Raw genomic sequence first — 18,112 nt, forward strand, 5'->3', positions numbered from 1 at the left:
TGATGCACCATCAAGCCGCTGGCAGCGGCTGGGCCAGGCAGCGACCGAGCATGCGCCACAGCGGCTGGTAGAGGGCCCGGACGATGAATTCGTGGTCGGCAGGTGTCGCCCCGTCCTGGAAGTACGGATCGAGGACCTCAAGGATGCTGTGCAGCAGGCTGGACTTCGCCGTGTCCGCGGCCGGCGGACACGACGCGCGGTTCGGGGCGAAGGCCGCGTCCACGAAGACCACACGAGCCGGGACACCGCCACGCACGAGCCGACCGATGACCTGCCACATCAACACCAGGATGTCCCAGGTGACCTGCGCTCGGTCCTCGTTGAGCCGGCTCCACGCCATGGACCGCTGCAGCACCCGGTACCAGCATGACCTCGCCTCCCGACGGACCGCTTCGGCGCCTGCCTCCAAACTGTTCCCGCTGCGCACCCACTCCCCGAACCGTCCATCCTCCTGGGCCCGCACGATCCAGTCGTTGACGGCATGCACCGCCAGTGACAGGTCGTCGGGGTGCGGGTTCGGACGGGCGAGGAAGTAGACCGACCCGATGGCCGCCTCGTCCCTGCGGTTGAGGATGTTGTGCCCGCGTTCCACCGAGAGCAGCGGCGCCACCAGGATGTCCGCCTGGAGGTCCCGCAGGCGTTCGACGTCGCCCCGGCGCAGGGTCCGGGCCCGCTGCGCGGACGGGGCCTCGTCCTCCTCCTCGATCTCCTCGTCATCCGAGACGAGGCAGAGCACCTTGTTCCGCCAGCGCTTGTTGAGGTTGTGCAGGGTGTCCGCCACCACGCGTGCCTCTTGGTAGCTGCCCACCAGCAGCAGGATCTGGTCGCGCTCCGGAGGGAGCGACAGCAGTTCCTGCTCCAGCGGCCCGCCGTCCTCGATGTCGTCCGCGCTGGCGCCGAGCCAGGTCGCGATGCGGCGCAGCTTGGCCGGCCGCTCCGCCGGGGCGCTGCCCGACACACGCAACTTCCCCTGGTCGTCGTCGATGAACTCGAAGCGCATCCCGCTCTCGGCGGCGATCCGCTCCATCGCCTCCGGCGGTGGCTCGATCACCACTCCGACCGGAACCTGGATGTGGTAGCGGCTGGACTGCCCCGCCCAACTGCTGCCGGACATGAGCAGCACGTGGGCACCGGGCCGGCCGTCCACTGCGGCCAAGCCGGGCATGACCCGCAGCAGTTCACGGCCGACCCCGCTGCACCGGAAGAAGGTCAGCTCCCCGCTACGGACCCCTTCGCCGTCCTCGCCGTGCACCAGGAACTGAAAGCCGAGCACGTTTCCCATCGGCGCCTCGGGCACCATCGGGGCGTAGTCGTTCGGCCGTCGGTACATCTCGCTGAAGCCCAGACTGAGTGCGGCTTCGACCCGCGGCCACATGGCGTTGATCAGCGCCAGGCGCGGTTCCAGGGCGCTCAACAACAAGGTGAGTTCGAACCGATCGGCCATGCTGTCGCACCATTGCCCGGGGGTCTGCGGCGGCGGGGCCTCCTTTCCGACTCGCTTGCCGCTGCGCTGCCGGCACTGCCGCGCCTCCTGCTTCGCCTGCCAGGCCGCGAACCGTTCCTGGTACTCCGCCTCCTTCTCGGCCATGAAGGCCTCATCGAGCTGGAGCAGGGACTTCACGACGGCCAGTAGGCGGGCCCGGGTCCGCTCCGGGTTCCCGGTGTGCAGCAGTTCGTTGAGCAGCACCGTGAGGTGCGAGAAGTCCACCTCGGTGTGCCGGGCGCGGTCGCCGAACGGGTTGTCGCGGAAGGCCTCCAGTAGGTTCTGGAGCTCCTCCAGCGGGGCACGGTGCGGGTGGTCCTCAGCCGCGTCCTCAGGCAGGGGGAATCGCTCGTCGAGGATGTCCAACTGGAGCGTCCAGGCGCTGAAGTAGCCGCGCCCCACCCATTGGCGCAGTGGATACTGGGCCACCAGCATGGCGTGCAGCCGGTCGGTCGCCGCCACTACGGTGTTGAGCGCGGCGGAGAAGATCGCCACGTCTCGGTCGGACAATTGGGTGCGACCACTCGCGGCGAGTTCGCGGATTTTGTGCCGGCTCAGCCAGTCGATCAGCCCCCGCTCCTTGTCGGCGGCCAGCAGCACCGCGGGGGCGAAAGTCTGGTCAAGTTGCATCTGGATCCGGTCGGCCTCGTCGATGATCACCAGATCGCTGCGCCGGCAAGCGAGTTCGAGGTAGCGGATGCGTTCCCCGTTCTGCGGGTACGGTGGCGCGGAGTCGATCAGGCTGGGCAGCGTGGCGACCCAGATGGCCGCCTCGACCAGGGCCCGCGCACCATGGTGCCGGGGGCAGGCGGACCAGTACGGGCAGGCCAGGTTCTGTTTCTGCCACTCCGAGGCGTGGGCGCGCCCGGTCCGCCGGTGCGGGTCGGACGGTGGGCGTAGCCGGCTGCACGGCGACTCGCCGAAGGCGAGCGGCTCGCCGTTCCCGCCGCGCAGCTTGAGGTTCAGCACGCAGGACGTCCCCAGGTAGGCGAAGGCCGGGTCGTCGTGCGCCAGCAGTCGGTGTTCGCCGCGGCCGGCCAGTCTGCGGTGCAGCCGCTGGGCGTGGCGCTCCCGGCCGGAGGAGCCGAGCACCGGCGCCGCCGCGCCACCGGTGTACCGGTTGTAGAGCTCGACCAGCTTCAGGACCTCGGCCACGTCGGAGACCACGACGGTAGTCCGCCTCCGGCGCCTGGCCAAGTGGACCGCGATAATGTCCCGCAGCGTGCTCTTGCCCGCCCCGACGATGCCGAGCAGGTGCTGGATCCCGTCCACGGTGAACTCCTCGGACCCCCGGAAGACACCGAGCTCCGCCGTGGACATCTCGAACCCTCGCAACCGCCCCGCCCAGCTCAGGTCCTTCGCCTTGTCGAAGCGCCGGTCCACGGCGTCCATCACGGCTGCGGTGCGTGCCAGGTCCTTCAACCGGAAGGTCAGCGGCTCACCCCCGCCGGCCGGGACCAGATCCACGTCGTGGACCACCATGGGCGCCGGGGAGACCTCCGGCAGGTCGACCACCGCCAGCGAGCGGCCGACCGGGAAGGCGTGTGGCCCCGGACCGGCGACCGGAAGCCTCCGACCCGCCAAAGGTGGTGCCACCGACAGCAGCTGGTCGTAGGTCTGCCACCGCTCTGTTCCCACCGAGACCTCCCGGCGGACCGCCTCGGTGTCGGCGTGCGCCACGTCGTAACCGCGTAGCGCCGGGTCCAGCTGCTGGTAGCGCTCCAGGGCCTCCCGCCAGGCCCTGCGCCGGGCCAGGGTCCAGAGTGAATACCTGGCGACTTTGAGGGTTCGATCGGCATCCGGCGGCAGCGGAACCTGATAGGCCTTGGCGAACCCGTACCCGCTGAACAGCACCCAGGCCTGGGCCGCCGGGGCCTCCGGCATCAGCCGGTGCTGGAGGTACAGACCGAGTTCGACCTGGCAAAGGAACTCCGCCGTCGGTCCGGGCAACTTCGGTCGGGCGTAATGCTGGAGCTCCCGAACCGTCCTATGCAGGATCGGCGTCAGACTGCGCACTTCCTTCTCCCCTCATCTCTGTTTCGCCGAAGGCTCGTTCACCACGGAGCCGGGCTCCCAGATCGCCCGGCCCGGTCAGCAGGACCTGTTCTGGGGCGGACAGCGCCTGGGTGAAGGCGTTCCGGTACCGGACGACGCCGGCGAGGTCCTCCGGCACCACCACCAGGACCGGCCCCGTGGCACCGCTGAACCGCTCAGCCAACAGCGCAGGCTGAACCCGGTCATGAATGTGTAGTTGGCGGACCGACAGCCCGGCGCCCTGGAGCCGGTACGCGCTCAGCTCATTCGGCAGGGCCTGGTAGCCGACGGCCGCGCGGTCCAGGTCGGCCAGGACCGCCTGCTCCAACCGGAACGGGAGCGACAGGAAGGCCCGCAACGGCCTGCCCAGCAGCAGGACGCCGTCCGTCGTGCGGATCAGCTCCATCGGGATCCCATGCGGGCAGCTCTCGCCCTCGCACCAGGTATCCGACCCGGACACCGCCCCCTGGTCCGGCACCCGACGTCCCCCCAGCAGGGCCGGCAGCCGGCAAGTACCGCAGCGCAACAGGGTGCCCTCGACGGTCAGAGACTCCGGCACGGGACGGTAGAGGTCCTTGACCCGGGACCAGATCTCCTTGCTCCAGCTGCGCTGGAAGCGGTCTCCATGACGCACCACCGGATTGAGTGCCAGGAACCGCCGGCTCTTGTGAAACCGCTCCATCGAGCCGCACCGGCCAGCCAGTTCGCTCAGCAGCACGTGAGCGGCCTTCTCCGGACCACCCTCCGCGCCCGCGGAGGCCAGCTCCAGGCAGGTGCGGGTGGGCAGCAACCCGTTCCGGTCGACCAGGGCCGCGTCCGGGAAGACCAGCGCGGGTGGGACCTCGAAAGGCCGGTCGCCGGCCAGCGTGCAACGACACCACTCGATCAGCTCCGGCAGGCTCTTCGGAGGCACCAGGCCGAGGCCCATACAGTGCAGCACCATCCGGTCCAGTACTCGCTGCGCAGCGGGCGGGTAGGGCAGCAGGAACGACCTGAGACCGACCTCCTCCCCCAACTCGCATACGACTTCCGCAAGTTCACGGAGCAATGCGATTCCGTCCGACGTCATCGGGCCGCCTGGAAAGCCGGTCCGCTGGAGCACCATCGCGCCGTCTCGCACCGGGCACAGGCCGGTCCGGGACGTGGCGCGTAGTCCTCGTCCCGGAGCCAGCGGTCCACCAGCCCGCGCACGACCTGCTCGGCCGCGGCCCGTACTTCCAGGACGAACGGATCGATGATCTCCAAGTCCGCGCCGCCCGGCCGCAGCACCTCGAACTCGATCCGGGCCCGGTCCGACGTGCCGGCCAGGTCGCCGCGGGCGAGCAGCAACACGGCCAAGGCCAGTTGCGGGTACTGCTCCAACAGCGGGCGGTCGAAGGACCGATCGCGCGCCGCCGTCTTGGTCTCGCGCCACACCCAGGCACCGCCGTCCCGGTAGAGCAGGTCGGGCCTGGCGACCACCACCACGTCAGCGGCGGTGTCGTGGCGCACCACCCGCGGCTCGTTGCGGACATCGGTGGCGTCCCGGACCAGCCGCATCGGACAGACCGCAGCGTGGCCGCGCAGCAGCTTCGCGCCGAGCGCGCGCTCGGGCTCGGGCAGTTCGAAGCCTTCGGGCACCCACTGCTCGGGGACCTTCACCGTGCACGGGCGCGGTGGACCACCGCCGTGGCGCTCGGCGAGGTACGCGTGCAGGGCGCGGCCACGATCGACCGCCGCGGCGTGCTCGACGTCGTCCGCAGCCGGCAGGTGCAGCCGACGCATGTGATCGCGGGCCGGGCAAGCCCTGTAGTTCCGTCCATTGGTGACGGACCACCAACGCTTGGTCCGTCCCGGCTCGTCGATCCCCAGCAGGCCGGGAGCGCGGCGCAGCACCGGACAGGCGGAGACGTACGGGCAGTCGGCGCAGGAGGCGCCCGGGCGGTACTCCTGGCTGGCCAACAACGCGGTCAACGCGGCGCGACCGTGTGCACGGTAGTGCGCGAGCGACTCCTCCCGAGTGCCGTCGAAGAGCGGGCGGACCCGGCCGTCCAGCAGTGCGAACTCAACGATCCGCACGCGCTCCGGCCGTGGCCCGGGGGCACCCTCGGCGAGCACCAGAGCAGCCGCCGCGACGAAGCTTTCCGGCGGACGCTGCCGTCCCAAGCGATTGACAGGCAAACGCAGTTCGCGCACCGTGCCATCACGGGACTGCAAGCACCGGCCCCAGACCGTCAGGTGGTACTCGTCCGCACCCGAGGAACTGGTACCGGTCACCAAGTGGCTGTAGCGCCAAGGAGTTTTCACGTCTGACAGCAGGAGATCCGGGTCCTCCGGAAAGGCGGCGGTGTAGCTCGCCACCGCGTGCGCTGTCCACTGACGCAGGCCATCATGCAGCGGCTTCGCGGACCGCGGCTCCTCGGCGGGCTCGCCCGTGGGCTGGCTGAGGGCGTCACATGCGGCCATGAAGGGGCCGAAGGCGAACTGTTCCAACCGCTCTTGGCGCCGACGGCCGGCCTGCACCGGCTGGTAGCCGCGCGCCTTGAGCGCGTCAGCGGCCGGACAGCGGAAGTCGCCGCCCTTGAACATGCCGACCGACACCCTGATGACGTTGGAAACACGGCGAACCCCGTCCGGGGGTAGCCATGAGTCAGGCATTATGACTCCATATCTGTGGAAACCGGAGCCCTGCTGACATGCTCGGAAATCAGCCGGACTCCGAACAACGACAGGACGGGAAGACGACCATGACGCGACGGATCAAGAAGTTCGGCGCAATCGAAGACCACTACGAACTGATCGAACACATCGGCGGGGGTGCCCAAGGAGATCTCTACCTCGCCCATGGCCTGGGAACCGGGGAACAGGTAGCCATCAAGATCCAGCGGGAGCAAGAGTTCGAATCGGAGCGGAGCTTCGCCGAACTTGCACGTGAACTCACCCGCGAAGGGGTCTTCAGCCACCTGGTCTCCGACGGTCCGGGCGGAACGCTGCAGTTGTTCGGAATGGGCGAATACCAAGGTCGGCGCTGCATCGTCATGGAGTACGTCGACGGCGTCCTGCTGTATGACCTGATGACGGATTTCCGGCCGATCAAGGATGTAGCCACCGTGGCCTCGATCACCGGCCAACTCTGCGAAATCCTGGACGATGTCCACCGCAAGGGATTCGTCCACCGTGATCTGAAGCCCGAGAACGTCATGGTGGAGCACTCCGGGCGGGTGCGGCTGCTCGATCTCGGGCTCAGCGTGCTGGCCCGCCAGGGCACCCGGCACGGCTGCGGCACGATCGGCTACGCGCCCCCCGAGCAACTCACCGCGACCGCCGACGGAGTGACCGCGCGGGCCGACATCTTCGCACTCGGCTGCCTACTCCTGGAGATGACCGTCATGCAGCTCCCCTACGGCGGGACGAGGGCGGGGATCACCGCCACCCCTCCGGTCGTCCTGCCTGCGGATCGACTCGCCCTCGTGCCGACGCCTTTCACCGCGCTCGCCCTCTCGATGGTGGAGTTCACGGCGGAGAAGCGCCCCGCCTCGGTGCGCGAGGTGTTCGAATGCCTCCGCCCGCACCTACCCACAGTCGACGGGCCCCGACCCGTGAAACCGCTCCGGCCCGACCCGACGGAGTACTACCGGACCCGGCCGCCCAGGTGGTGAGGCGGTGACGGCCCCGGGCCGTCACCGCAGTGACTCCAGACGGTCGCGCACCTCCCGGAGATCCCCTCTGCCCATCAGCTCGCGCAGCACCAACACCCGTTCCAGTGCCGACACGGCCTCGGCCGCCCGACCCAGCGCCACCAGGGCATCGGTATGCAGGCACAGCGCCCTGTCCTCATCGGTCCACGAGCCCAGATCGCGGTAGATGTCGACGGCCTGCTGGAACAGCACCAGCGACGACTCCCTCTCACCCAGCGCGAATCGGACTCCGGCCAGGGTGCGCAGCACGTCGGCCCGGCCGCTGCGGTCTGCCGTCCGGCGCACCAGGTCGAGCGCCTCGTTGCAGAGCCTGAGGGCTTCGTCGTGCTCCCCGCGGTCGTGGTAGAGCGTCCCCAATCCGTTCAACGCGGCCGCCGCCCCCGCGTCGTCGGCCAGCTCCCGGTACAGCTCCAACGCCGACCGATGGCACTGCTCCGCGTCCGTCTCCTGTCCCTGTTTGCGGCGGGTGAGCGCCAGGGTGTGCAGGGATCGGGCCAGGCTCAGCCGCCCACTCGGGCTGCTGTCCCGCTTGCTCAGCAGCACGGCACGGGACAGATGGTTGGCGGCGATCTCGAAGCGGCCCTGACGCCAGCGGGTCCCCGCAAGCATCCGGAAGATCATGGCTTGGTCGACCGGGGGTGCGTCGTTCCGCTCTGCGGCCTCGCTGGCCCACGTGAGACCCCGCTGGGCGTCCTCGAAGCGATGGCGGCGCCATTGGTAGGTGACCAAGGCCATCGGCAGCAGCCACATGTGGCGTCGGCTTCCGCGCTCGATCGACAATTCGACTCCGCGCATGGCTGCTTCGTACTCGTCGTCGAGGAGGGCCAGCGCCCGCTCCAGGTCCTCGGGCTGGACCACCGTAATCCCTTCCGGCTCTCCGACCGGCAGCCATCGCTGCCCGTCCAGCCACCGGTCGCAGGCCCAGACGTAGTGCAGTTGGTGTTCCAGGATCTGCCAGACGGTGGCCTCCTCGAACCTGGGGGACGAGGTCAGGGCCGGAGGTCGCACCTGTTGGCGGGCGAAGGTCCGCACCAGGTTGTGCAGGCGGTACCGGCCCGACTGCAACTCCACCAGGTGCGCCGCCCGCAACTCCTCCACCGCCCGGTCGGGGTGCACGCTCTCGGCCGCCGAACCGAGATCCATCACCGCATCCCAGCCGATCGACGGCCCAGGATGCACCGCGAGCTGCCAGAGCAGACAACTAGCTTCTTCGGAAAGGGCGTTCACTGAGCAGGCCAAGGCCGCCCGAACGGACAGGCGGGCCGGCGGGTGTTCCAGGGCATCGAGCCGTCCCTCCTCCTTCGCGAGTTGTTCGCGCAGGTGGCGGATCGCCCTGGCCGGACGGCCTTCCAGGCGCCGAGCGGTCACGGTCAGCGCCAATGGGTTGCCGCCGCACACCTCGACGAGATCCTCGACCTCCTGGGTGAACATCCGACGATCGGATGGAGAGATGTCTTCCTGAAGCAGCTCCGCGGCAGCCTCGTCGTCGAGTTCACCCAGAGCCCAGAGCTTCACCTCCTGGCGGGCACGGAGCATTTCCGGCCTCCGGCGGCTGGTGATCAGCACCGCACTGGGCCCGGTTCCTGGCAGCAGCGGCAGCACCTGCTCGTCGTCCCAGGCGTCGTCGAGCACGATAAGCACGGAGCGGCCCGCCAACACCGAGCGCAGCGTCGCACTCTTCTGCTCCAATCCGACCGGTGAGTAGGGCAGCGGGAACTCCGCCAGGAACTTGTCGACGACGCGCTCGGGATCGGCCGGTTGCTCTCCTTCCCCCGGGAATCCGCCGAGTTCGGCGTAGAGTGCCCCGTCCGGGAACGCCTCCCGCAGCCGATGCGCCACGCGGTTCACCACCAGGCTCTTCCCGATGCCGGGCATGCCGCAGACCACGGCCACGGTCGGCCGGCCGGAGTCCTGCTGCCGCAGCACCGCCGCCACCACTTCACGGATCACCCCGTCACGGCCCAGTGCCGATCGTCCGAGAGGCGGCAACTGACTCGGCACGGAGGTCAGCGCGGTGGCACCCGATCGTGGTGCATTCCCCTGCAACTCGTCGATGACTGCCTGCAGTCCCTCGTCCGGACGCCTGAAGCGACTCTTCCATTCCTTGATCACCCTCTTCAGTCCCGCCGACGTCAGCGAGCGGCCGTGTGCGATCAGGTAGTAACGCAAGGGCCAGTCCTCCTCCGGCAGGCTGCGGTACCACCGGTCCGTCTCCGTGCGCAGCCAGTCCTCCATTCCAGCCCGCCGAGCGGTCTCCAACTGGGCTTCCACCACTGCCCGCCGTTCCCGCCGCAGCTTCGCCCGGCGCTGTACGGCCCATTCCCCCTTCAGGCCGCTCAGCGGAACCAGGTCGCCCCACTCCCCCAGGGCCGCGGTCAGAGCATCGACCCTGTCCTTCCCGAACAGCCGTTCCGCGTGCTGCACCTGGTCTCGGAAGCGGTAGAGATCAATCCGATCCCTCGGTAGATAAATGGAACAGATTCCCGATTCCATGCGCAGCGATTCCTTCCCCAGCCCCAATGCCTTCCGCAGCACGGTCATGACCTGGTCCAGCCGATCCCGCCCGAACTCCTCCGCGGGCCACAAGCAGGCGAATACCTCGCGCGCGGGACACCGACCGCCCGGCGACGTCACCAGCAAGGCGAACAGGGCTGCTGGCTTTGTGGATCCCATTACGGTCGGACTACTCGATGAATTTGATGGCCCAACACTCACCACCCCAAGCACTCGTCCATCCATGTTCGATTCCTCCGCTTCACGGTGATCGTCTCGGCCAGGGCTGTGGCACCACAGGGATCTGTGCGTTTCCGAGCGCCGGTTTACACGGTTGCGCTACTTCGCGCCCCCTCAGATCGAACTCAGAGTTTCCTCAGTTCCGCGCCCACCGAGCTCCTCGCCGGCTGGGCACCATGGCGTCAGTCGCTCGCCGAACCCGGCGACGACGGCTCGACCACGGAAAATGTCAGAAAAGGAAGGACGAGACCATGAGCAACCGCCTGCCCGCCCGCCGAGGGGGTCGCACCAAGCGGACCTCCGGCGGGTTCCCGCCGACCGCCAAGCGTCGGACCCGCGAGAAGGAGCTGCCGCCGGCGCCGGCAGCGCTGCCCGACCCCGCTCCGGACAACCCGTCACCGCCGGAGGTCTGAGACCTCCGGCTCAGGCCGAATCGGGGTGCCCGCCGACGGGTGGGCACCCCCTCCGGGAGGACTTTTCGTCCTTCCTACCGTTTCGGCCCGCCTAGTTCACGGGCTAACACGCGGTACCACTGCGTAGCACTCGGTACCACTCAGCAACAGTTCCACAGAACAGCCGCACCGAGTCCAGGCGGGCGGCAAGAGAGGACTGCACCTTGACCGTTGCCGGCGCCAGCAGCGTGTTCGCTGCCGTAGCACGGTACTTCGACAACCCCCGGGCACAGGAGGTCCGGCTGACCCTCCACCCGAACGGCGAGCCGCCGGTCCTGCTGAGCCCCGCTCAGGCGCGCGACGCCATCTACGGGACGGTCCAGGACCCCGCTCTGGTCACCGAGATCTGGCGGGCGGCCCTGCGCGCTGCGCAGACCGAGCACGGACCCGCGGAGGAGTGGCGACTCCTGTTGGTCTGGTTGGCCCTGCCGAGGCTGACCGGAACCGCCTTCCGCATCTGCCACCGGATGCGGGCCGACCGAGCCGATGTGGAGGCGGAGATGGTGCTGGGCCTTCTGGAGGGTCTGCGGACCGGCGAACCGCCGTCGGCGCTGTCGGTCGACGCCCTGCTCAAGGCCGTGTGCAGCAGGGCGTGGCGGCTCGCGCGGGCGGGGCGGCACGAAACCGCGTGCGCCACGCTGGAGCAGTGGGTGGACGATAGCGGCGGCACGGCGGCGTGTGACGGACCGGAGGAGGACGACCAGGTACAGCAGCCCCAGGTCGAGGTCACCCGGCACGAACGGGTCGGCGGACTGCGGGCCCAGCTGCGCTTCACCATCTCCCCCGAGCGCCTGAGCCAACAGGCTCTGACCGCACTCACCGAGGAGGCCGAGCGGCAGCAACTCAACCGCCGGGCGCGGCATGTCAAGCGGCAGCGCCACGCCAACAGCGCCTCCCCGCACCGAGGCGCGAGGCACCTGTGAGCCCCGCGAAGCACGGCCAGCTGAGCTTCATGGAGGCCTTCAACCTGCCGGTCGTGGTCGACGTGCCGACCGCCGCCCGAGCCCTGGGCATCTGCCTGGCGACCGCCTACCGGTTGGCCCGTCAGGACGCCTTCCCGTGCAAGATCTTGCGGATCGGCACCCGCTACCGCGTTCCCACCGTCGAACTCATGCGAGCCATCGGCGTTGACGAACGTGCCGTGTACACACTGGACCACCGCGCCTGAGCCCGAGCCACCTCACCCGCGCGAGTTCGAGTTGTACGACGATCCGCAAGGGCTCTCTGGCCTACGGGAACCCGGGTAGGTAGCTTGCGTCTGTGCAGGTCAGCGAGATCGCTGGCCTGCACAGACGTAGTCAGTACGGAAGCTCCCGCCACTTCAGCCCGTCGTGATGCGCGGTGGGGCTCTCGATTGCTTCTTGTGGCGGCCCTCGGGCGGGTGGGGCCGATCGGGTGGAAGTGGGGGGTTGTGCGTTGCGTCGGGGGAGGGACGGTCGGACGGTCGGATGAACTTCCGAGATGCGCATTCACTTCCGGACCGGGCGGATCGCCTCGGTGCTGGCCCTGCTGGCCGGTTCGCTGCTCGGCAGCAGCGTGCTGGCGCCGCCGGCCCAGGCCGCGATCTCTTTCACCAAATCCGTCGACAAGGCGACCGCCTCCCCGGGGGAGAACGTCACCTACACCCTCCGGTACACCTGTTCCATCACCGAGTGCACCGACGGGCGGATCACCGACACCCTGCCGTCGAACATGCAGTTCGTCGGCTGGACGCCCGACCCCTCCTCGGTGGACCAGGCCGCCTCCACGGTGCCCGCGGCGGGCGCGATGGGCGGCACCATGGACATCAGGCTCAAGGACCTCAGCCCGGGCACCACCGCCACCATCACGGTGACGATGAAGTACCCGAACTTCACCACCCCCGACGGGGCGGCCTCCACCAACTCGGCCACCATGACGGCCACCGGTGAGCCCAGCCAGACCGCCACCGCCGACACCAAGGCCCAGGTGCAGCCGCAGTACACGGTGACCAAGGGCATCCAGACCTCCAGCAGCGACGGGCGCACCGTCACCTACCAGTTCAGCGCCTGCGCCACCGACCTGGTGCCCAACGTCGACCTGGACACCAGCCGGCTGCTGGACACCCTGCCGCCCGGCGCCGTGGTGGACACCGGCCGCTCGCCCGGCTGGAGCCAGGTCGCGCCCGGCCCCAACACCTGGGGCTACGACATCGGGGAGTTCCGCTCCGGCAACGGCCGCGGCGGCTGCCGGCTGCCGGGTGTGCTGGTCGTCAACTACCCGGAGGCCGACTTCCCGGACGGGACGACCTCCGACAACACCGTGGACCTGTACGGCGACCCGATCGGCCCGGACGCCGAGCGCGAGCTCGACACCGCCGGCACCACCACCGGTCAGTTCCGGCCCCCGGCCACCGGTGTGATGGTGACCGCCAGCAAGGTGTGGCGCGACAGCGTCGCCTCCGGCGACCTCGACTCCTTCAGCCTGTCGGCCACCAACACCTCCGGCCCGGCCACCAGCCTGACCATGACCGACCCCGGCGCCGGCACCACCGACGGCCTGTACAACTGGCTCTTCCCGCAGTCCCTCCAGCTGGAGCCGTGGAACCCGACCAGCATCGGGCTCACCCTGCAGTACCGCCTCGACGGCGACCCGACCTGGCAGACCTTCAGCCCGTCCAGCCCGCTGGACGGGTCCAGCGCCCGCCGGATCACCTTCGTCCAGGGCGCCGGCGACCCGACCCGCGACGAGCTGGGCATCCCGGCCGGCCGCCGGCTCGACGGCCTCAGGTTCACCTGGGACGGCCCCATCCCGACCGGCTGGAGCCCGGGCAACTCGGTGCAGGTGATCACCCAGGTCGTCACCCCCGGCCACGACGGGCGCCCGGCCCCCAGCCCGCTGACCAACTGTCTGGACACCACCGCCGGCGACGGCACCAGCACCTCCGCCGCCAACGCCTGCGCCTCGACCACCGTCACCGCCGCGACCAACCTGGGCGCGGCCAAGACCACCGTCGCCGGCGAGCTGTCCGCACCCGGCGGCATGGCGACCTTCCAGGTGATCCCGTACAACCGCAGCGGCCGCGACCTGACCCGCCCGCTCGTGCTGTACGACGTGCTCCCGGCCGGTGTCGTCTACGTCGAGGGCTCGGCCCGCCCGGACCCGAACTACCCGGACGCCAAGGCCCCCCAGTCGATCACCGTCACCCCCGGCCCGGACGGCCGCCAGATCGTCCGGATGGAATGGCCGCCCGGCGCGCCCGACATGACGTACCTGCACGACGCGCTGGCCTACCGGATGCTCTTCGACGTCCAGGTGGCCAGCAGCATCCGCTCCGGCGAGCTGACCAACGACATCTACGTCACCGTCGACCAGCCGACCGCGCCGGTCTCCTGCATGTTCTCCGGCTCCGACAGCGGCAGCACGCCGGACGTGCTGGACCTCAACGGCAACGGCGACACCTCCGAGCTCATGTGCCACGCCTCCTCCCAGATCCAGGTGGACGTGCCGAGCGTGCTGCGCTCGTACAAGGAGGTCATGGGCGACCTGGACGCCGACTACGTCAGCATCGGCAGCGCCACCCCCGGCGGCCGGATCTCCTACCGGATGACCGTCCGCAACGACTCGCCCGACCCGGTCACCGACTTCATCGCCTACGACAAGCTCCCCACCCCGGGCGACAACTACGTCCTCACCCAGGACGCTCCGCGCGGCAGCGCCTGGACCCCGTCGCTGAGCCAGCCGATCACCACCAGCGACCCGACCGTGGGGATCGAGTACACCACCGACCCCAACCCGTGCGTCGACGCCGCCCTGGTCAACCGGACCGGCTGCAACAGCGGCGCCACCTGGAGCAGCACCTTCCCCGGCCCGGGAACGGCCACCTGGTTCCGGGTCCGCCGCCCCGGCAGCCTGCCCTCCGGCGAGGCCTTCACCCTGACCTGGCCCATGGTCGCCTCGGTGGACGCCCCCGACGGGGAGTACGCCTGGAACAGCTTCGCCTTCACCGCCACCGACGCCAGCGGCCGCCAGCTGCTGCCCGCCGAGCCGGCCAAGGTCGGCGTCGCCGTCAAGCAGACCAGGCCCTCCGACAACGCGCTCGGCGACTTCGTCTGGCAGGACGTGGACAGTTCCGGCATCCAGAAGCCCGGCGACCCGGGCATCGCCGGCGTCACGGTGAAGCTGCTCGACGGCAACGGCCAGCCCGTCCGCGACAAGAACGGCAAGCCGGTCACCACGGTGACCGACCAGAACGGCCACTACCTCTTCGACCACCTGCCCGACGGCAGCTACGCGGTGCAGTTCGACCTGTCCACCCTGCCCGCCGGCGCCGTCGTCACCAAGCGGGGCGTCGGCACCGATCCGGCCAAGGACTCGGACGCCGACCCGGCCACCGGCATCACCCAGACCGTCACGCTCAGCGGAGGGCAGCGCGACCTCGACCTCGACATGGGCGTGATCCTGCCGACCACCCCCACCGGGTCGCCGTCCCCGTCGCCGTCCCCGTCCCCGACCTCCTCGCCTTCCCCGACGTCGTCCCCGTCGCCGACGTCCTCGCCGACGCCGTCGCCGTCCCCCTCGCCGACCGCGACCCGGTCCGGCAGTACGACCCCGACCGCCGGCCCGACCCACAGCGCGAGTCCGTCGGCGAGCGGCGGGACACTGCCCAACACCGGCGGCTCGGCGCCCGACGCGCTGATCGCAGCCCTCGGCGCCCTCGCCGTCCTGGGCGGTGTGGCGCTGTGCGCGGTGGTCTACCGGCGGCCCGGACGACACAGCTGACACCGACGACGGACAACTGAACACCCGACCGACACCAGTGGCGCCGCCCCCAGCGGCGCCACTGGCGCGTTGTCGGAGGCGGACGGGCAGGCAGGCGGACGGGCAGGCGGGCAGGCGGGCAGGCGGGCAGGCGGGCAGGCGGGCAGGCGGGCAGGCGGGCAGGCGGGCAGGGCTGGAACCGGGGGCTCGGGCTGCGGGAGTTCACCCGGGGAAGGCCTACGGGCGCTCCGGAGTCAGCGCCAGGACGGCGAGGTCGTCGGCGAGCAGGCCGGCGTACTCGTGGACGTCCTGGGCCAGGAAGGAGACCAGCCGGTCGGGCGAGGTGGTGCCGAGGGCGGCCAGGCGGGGGGCCAGCGGGTAGAAGGCGCCGGTGGCGTCCCGGGCCTCGCTCACACCGTCGGTGTAGAGCAGGACGGTGTGGCCCGGGGGCAGCGCGACGGCGGTCGGCTTGCCGCGCTCGTCGGGGGGCCCGAGGTGGGCCAGGCCGAGCGGGAGTTCGTCCGCGCAGGACACCGGGGTGATGGTGTGCTCGGTGAGCAGCAGCGGGGTGGTGTGGCCCCGGTTGACGATCTCCACGCAGTCGGAGCCCGGCCGGTACTGCAGCAGGACGGCGGTGACGAACAGCTCGTCGTCGCCCCGGTCGGCGGCGTCGCGCAGGACGGCACGGTCCAGCTGGTCGGCGAGGTCGACCAGGTCGGGGGTGTCGTGCGCGGTCGCCCGGAAGGCGCCGAGCACGTCGGCCACCGTACGGACGGCGCCGAGGCCCTTGCCGCGGACGTCGCCGAGCAGCACCCGGACGCCGAAGCGGGTGTCGCACACCTCGTACAGGTCCCCGCCGACCAGGACCTCGGCCTGGGCCGGGCGGTAGAGGCCGGCCACCCGCAGACCGCCCGCCCGCTCGGGCACCGGGCGCAGCACGGTGCGCTGCAGGGTCTCGGCGACGGTACGGGCGTGCAGCAGGGTGCGGTTCTGCCGGGTCCGCTGCCAGGACAGGGCGGTGCCCATCACCCCGGAGAGCAGCGTGGCGATGTAGACCCAGACGTGGTGCTGCTCGTCGATGTGGCCCGCCCGCACGGCCAGCACCAGTTGCAGCGCCAGGGCGCCGACCGTGGTGGTGGCGGTCAGCACCGGGCCGTAGCTGAACGCCGCCACCACGGGCAGCGCGGTCAGCAGGAAGCCGGCCGCGACGGCGTCCGGGACGACCGCCTCGGCGGCCAGGTCAAGCAGCAGGAGGAGCACCGGCAGCCAGGGCACCCAGCGCGGTGCCCGGGGTTCCACGGCCGCCGGATGCTCCGGGCGGGGTGCTACGGGCACGGTGGGGTCCTCCTGGCCGACCGGTCGGTATGACCGGTTCGTCCCTCCATGCTCTCCTACGGAGGACCCGGCCACGAACGGCCGAACGTCCCGGTTTCCGGGGCCGACCGGGCCCGGAAGCGGGGCGTCAGGGCCGGTCGGCGGACGGTGACCGACCCGGCCCCGGCCGGCGGACGGGCCGCCGGACGGGCCGGCGGACGCGCCGACAACCGGGCCGGTGGGCGGTCAGCGGCGACCCCACCGGTGGGCGGTCAGCAGCGAGACGGTCATCAGCGGACGATCACCGGCAGGGTCTCGAAGCCGCGCAGGACCAGGCGGTCCCGCCGGGCCGGCACGCCGCCCGGGGCCAGCCGGGGGAAGCGGTCGAGCAGGGCGGGCACCGCGACCTCGGCCTCCAGTCGGGCCAGCTGGGCGCCCAGGCAGTAGTGCGGGCCGCCGCCGAAGCTCAGCGGCTGGCTGTCCCGGCGGGTCGGGTCGAACACCTCCGGGCGGTCGTACCGGGCCGGGTCGTGGTTGGCCGCGCCGAGCAGCAGGAGCGCCACGTTGCCGACCGGCACGGGCAGCCCGTCGACGGCCAGCCCCTCGGCCAGCGCCACCCGGGAGGTGAGCTGGACCGGGGAGTCGAAGCGCAGCACCTCGTCGGTGAAGCCGGCCGGGGTGATCGCGCCGCTGCGCAGCCCGGCGGCGGCCTCCGGGTGGCGGAACAGCAGGGCCAGGCCGTTGCCGAGCAGGTTGGTGGTGGTCTCGAAGCCGGCCACCAGCAGCAGCACCAGGTTGGCCAGCAGTTCCCGGGCGGGCAGCCGCTCAGGGTCGTCGACGGCGATCCGGGCCAGGTCGGTGACCAGGTCGTCTTGCGGGCGGGCGAGGCGCTCGGCAGCCAGCTCGGTGAAGTAGCCGGCCAGTTCGTCGGCGGCCTCGTCCGCCTCGGTGAGCTCGGAGCGGTCGTCGATGAACTCCAGGGCGACGGTGAGGTCGGAGGCGAGGTCGCGGAAGCGGTAGCGGTCCCGCTCGGGGACGCCGAGCAGTTCGCAGATCACCCCGACCGGCAGCCGGAAGGCGAAGGCGTCCATGAAGTCCACCGGCGAGCCGTCGGCGCCCTGCTCGGCCATCCCGTCCAGCAGCCCGGCGACCGCCTCCTCCACCGCCGGGCGCAGCGCGGCCACCCGGCGGGCGGTGAAGACCGAGGCGATCAGCGAGCGGACCCGGGGGTGGTCGGGCGCGTTGCGCTGCAGGATCGAGCGGCCGAACAGCGCCAGCGACGGGTGCTCGGCGAACTCCGGGGTCAGCTCCGCCATCATGTCGGCGGTCGCGACGGCGAAGGCGGGGGTGCGCAGCACCTTGTCGGCCGCGGCGTGGCCGGCCACCAGGAAGGTGTCCGGCCCGGCGGGCACCGCCGCGCCCAGCGCGTGTGCCCGCGCGTACAGCGGGTACGGGTCGGCCCGGCCCTCGCTGGTCAGCAGTTCCTCGATGATCGCCGCGCCGTCCATCCGGTGCTCCCCTCCCAGAGGCCACGTTCCTGCTGCGTGAACCACCGGAGGGTGCAGCGGAGTTCCCGTCCGGCGGGGGCGCCGGGCCGGACCGGGGGCTCGACCGGCGGAGGCCCGGGTGCGCGCCCGGCGGGGGCGCCGGGCCGGGCGGGTTGGCACCCGGCCGTCGGGCGGCTCGGTAGGGTTGCCGGT

General features: G+C 70.9%; 11 protein-coding genes. 5 read left to right on the top strand and 6 right to left on the bottom strand.

The annotated features are described in order from the left end of the window. Positions 1–10: 10 nt before the first annotated feature. Genes ACIOGZ_RS28150 through ACIOGZ_RS28160 form a run of 3 tightly spaced genes read right to left on the bottom strand, consistent with a single transcriptional unit; the run spans position 11 to position 6,097 of the window. On the bottom strand, positions 11–3,433 hold the full coding sequence (locus tag ACIOGZ_RS28150) for a hypothetical protein (RefSeq protein WP_400805592.1): 3,423 nt from the start codon (positions 3,431–3,433) through the stop codon (positions 11–13). 37 nt (positions 3,434–3,470) lie between these two features. Continuing rightward, the gene (locus ACIOGZ_RS28155) at positions 3,471–4,586 is read right to left on the bottom strand and encodes a hypothetical protein (RefSeq protein ID WP_400987857.1); all 1,116 of its coding nucleotides are present in this window, start codon (positions 4,584–4,586) and stop codon (positions 3,471–3,473) included. Next, positions 4,583–6,097, bottom strand: a complete 1,515-nt coding sequence (locus tag ACIOGZ_RS28160) for a PD-(D/E)XK nuclease family protein (RefSeq protein WP_363580923.1) — start codon at positions 6,095–6,097, stop codon at positions 4,583–4,585. Before ACIOGZ_RS28160 ends, ACIOGZ_RS28155 begins: the two co-directional genes overlap by 4 nt. Before the next feature lie 146 nt (positions 6,098–6,243). Between ACIOGZ_RS28160 and ACIOGZ_RS28165 the strand changes: the two genes are divergently transcribed. After that, complete coding sequence (locus ACIOGZ_RS28165; protein WP_363580921.1) at positions 6,244–7,155, top strand: serine/threonine-protein kinase; 912 nt, start codon at positions 6,244–6,246, stop codon at positions 7,153–7,155. A 21-nt stretch (positions 7,156–7,176) separates the two neighbouring features. Here the strand turns inward: ACIOGZ_RS28165 and ACIOGZ_RS28170 are convergent, their stop codons facing one another. Further along, positions 7,177–9,735, bottom strand: coding sequence for a tetratricopeptide repeat protein (locus ACIOGZ_RS28170; protein WP_400987859.1), 2,559 nt, complete (start codon positions 9,733–9,735; stop codon positions 7,177–7,179). A gap of 443 nt (positions 9,736–10,178) precedes the next feature. Here ACIOGZ_RS28170 and ACIOGZ_RS28175 point away from each other — a divergent pair, with 443 nt between their 5' ends. From ACIOGZ_RS28175 to ACIOGZ_RS28190, 4 genes are all read left to right on the top strand, one after another. Then, positions 10,179–10,340: a hypothetical protein gene (locus tag ACIOGZ_RS28175; RefSeq protein ID WP_363580917.1), complete on the top strand. Its 162-nt coding sequence runs from the start codon at positions 10,179–10,181 to the stop codon at positions 10,338–10,340. Positions 10,341–10,543: 203 nt separating this feature from the next. Beyond that, positions 10,544–11,302 (top strand): hypothetical protein, encoded by a 759-nt coding sequence (locus ACIOGZ_RS28180; protein WP_363580915.1) that lies wholly within the window; start codon positions 10,544–10,546, stop codon positions 11,300–11,302. Further along, positions 11,299–11,547, top strand: coding sequence for a helix-turn-helix domain-containing protein (locus ACIOGZ_RS28185; RefSeq protein ID WP_363580913.1), 249 nt, complete (start codon positions 11,299–11,301; stop codon positions 11,545–11,547). Before ACIOGZ_RS28180 ends, ACIOGZ_RS28185 begins: the two co-directional genes overlap by 4 nt. Positions 11,548–11,840: 293 nt before the next feature. Further along, a complete protein-coding gene (locus ACIOGZ_RS28190; protein WP_400987861.1) occupies positions 11,841–15,119 on the top strand; it encodes an SdrD B-like domain-containing protein in 3,279 nt (1,092 codons plus the stop codon). A 216-nt stretch (positions 15,120–15,335) separates the two neighbouring features. Here ACIOGZ_RS28190 and ACIOGZ_RS28195 read toward each other — a convergent pair whose 3' ends face one another. Beyond that, positions 15,336–16,433: a PP2C family protein-serine/threonine phosphatase gene (locus ACIOGZ_RS28195; RefSeq protein ID WP_363580909.1), complete on the bottom strand. Its 1,098-nt coding sequence runs from the start codon at positions 16,431–16,433 to the stop codon at positions 15,336–15,338. Positions 16,434–16,702: 269 nt separating this feature from the next. Then, on the bottom strand, positions 16,703–17,920 hold the full coding sequence (locus ACIOGZ_RS28200) for a cytochrome P450 (RefSeq protein ID WP_363580908.1): 1,218 nt from the start codon (positions 17,918–17,920) through the stop codon (positions 16,703–16,705). Positions 17,921–18,112 lie beyond the last annotated feature (192 nt).

It is taken from the genome of Kitasatospora sp. NPDC088160, from assembly GCF_044741445.1.
In the GTDB taxonomy this organism is placed as follows: Bacteria; Actinomycetota; Actinomycetes; order Streptomycetales; family Streptomycetaceae; genus Kitasatospora.

What these genes read in the sequence shown, in the direction of transcription:
- ACIOGZ_RS28170 (WP_400987859.1), bottom strand. Translation starts at nt 9,735, where the DNA reads ATGACCGTGCTGCGGAAGGCATTGGGGCTGGGGAAGGAATCGCTGCGC.
- ACIOGZ_RS28175 (WP_363580917.1), top strand. Translation starts at nt 10,179, where the DNA reads ATGAGCAACCGCCTGCCCGCCCGCCGAGGGGGTCGCACCAAGCGGACC.
- ACIOGZ_RS28165 (WP_363580921.1), top strand. Translation starts at nt 6,244, where the DNA reads ATGACGCGACGGATCAAGAAGTTCGGCGCAATCGAAGACCACTACGAA.
- ACIOGZ_RS28190 (WP_400987861.1), top strand. Translation starts at nt 11,841, where the DNA reads ATGCGCATTCACTTCCGGACCGGGCGGATCGCCTCGGTGCTGGCCCTG.
- ACIOGZ_RS28200 (WP_363580908.1), bottom strand. Translation starts at nt 17,920, where the DNA reads ATGGACGGCGCGGCGATCATCGAGGAACTGCTGACCAGCGAGGGCCGG.
- ACIOGZ_RS28155 (WP_400987857.1), bottom strand. Translation starts at nt 4,586, where the DNA reads ATGACGTCGGACGGAATCGCATTGCTCCGTGAACTTGCGGAAGTCGTA.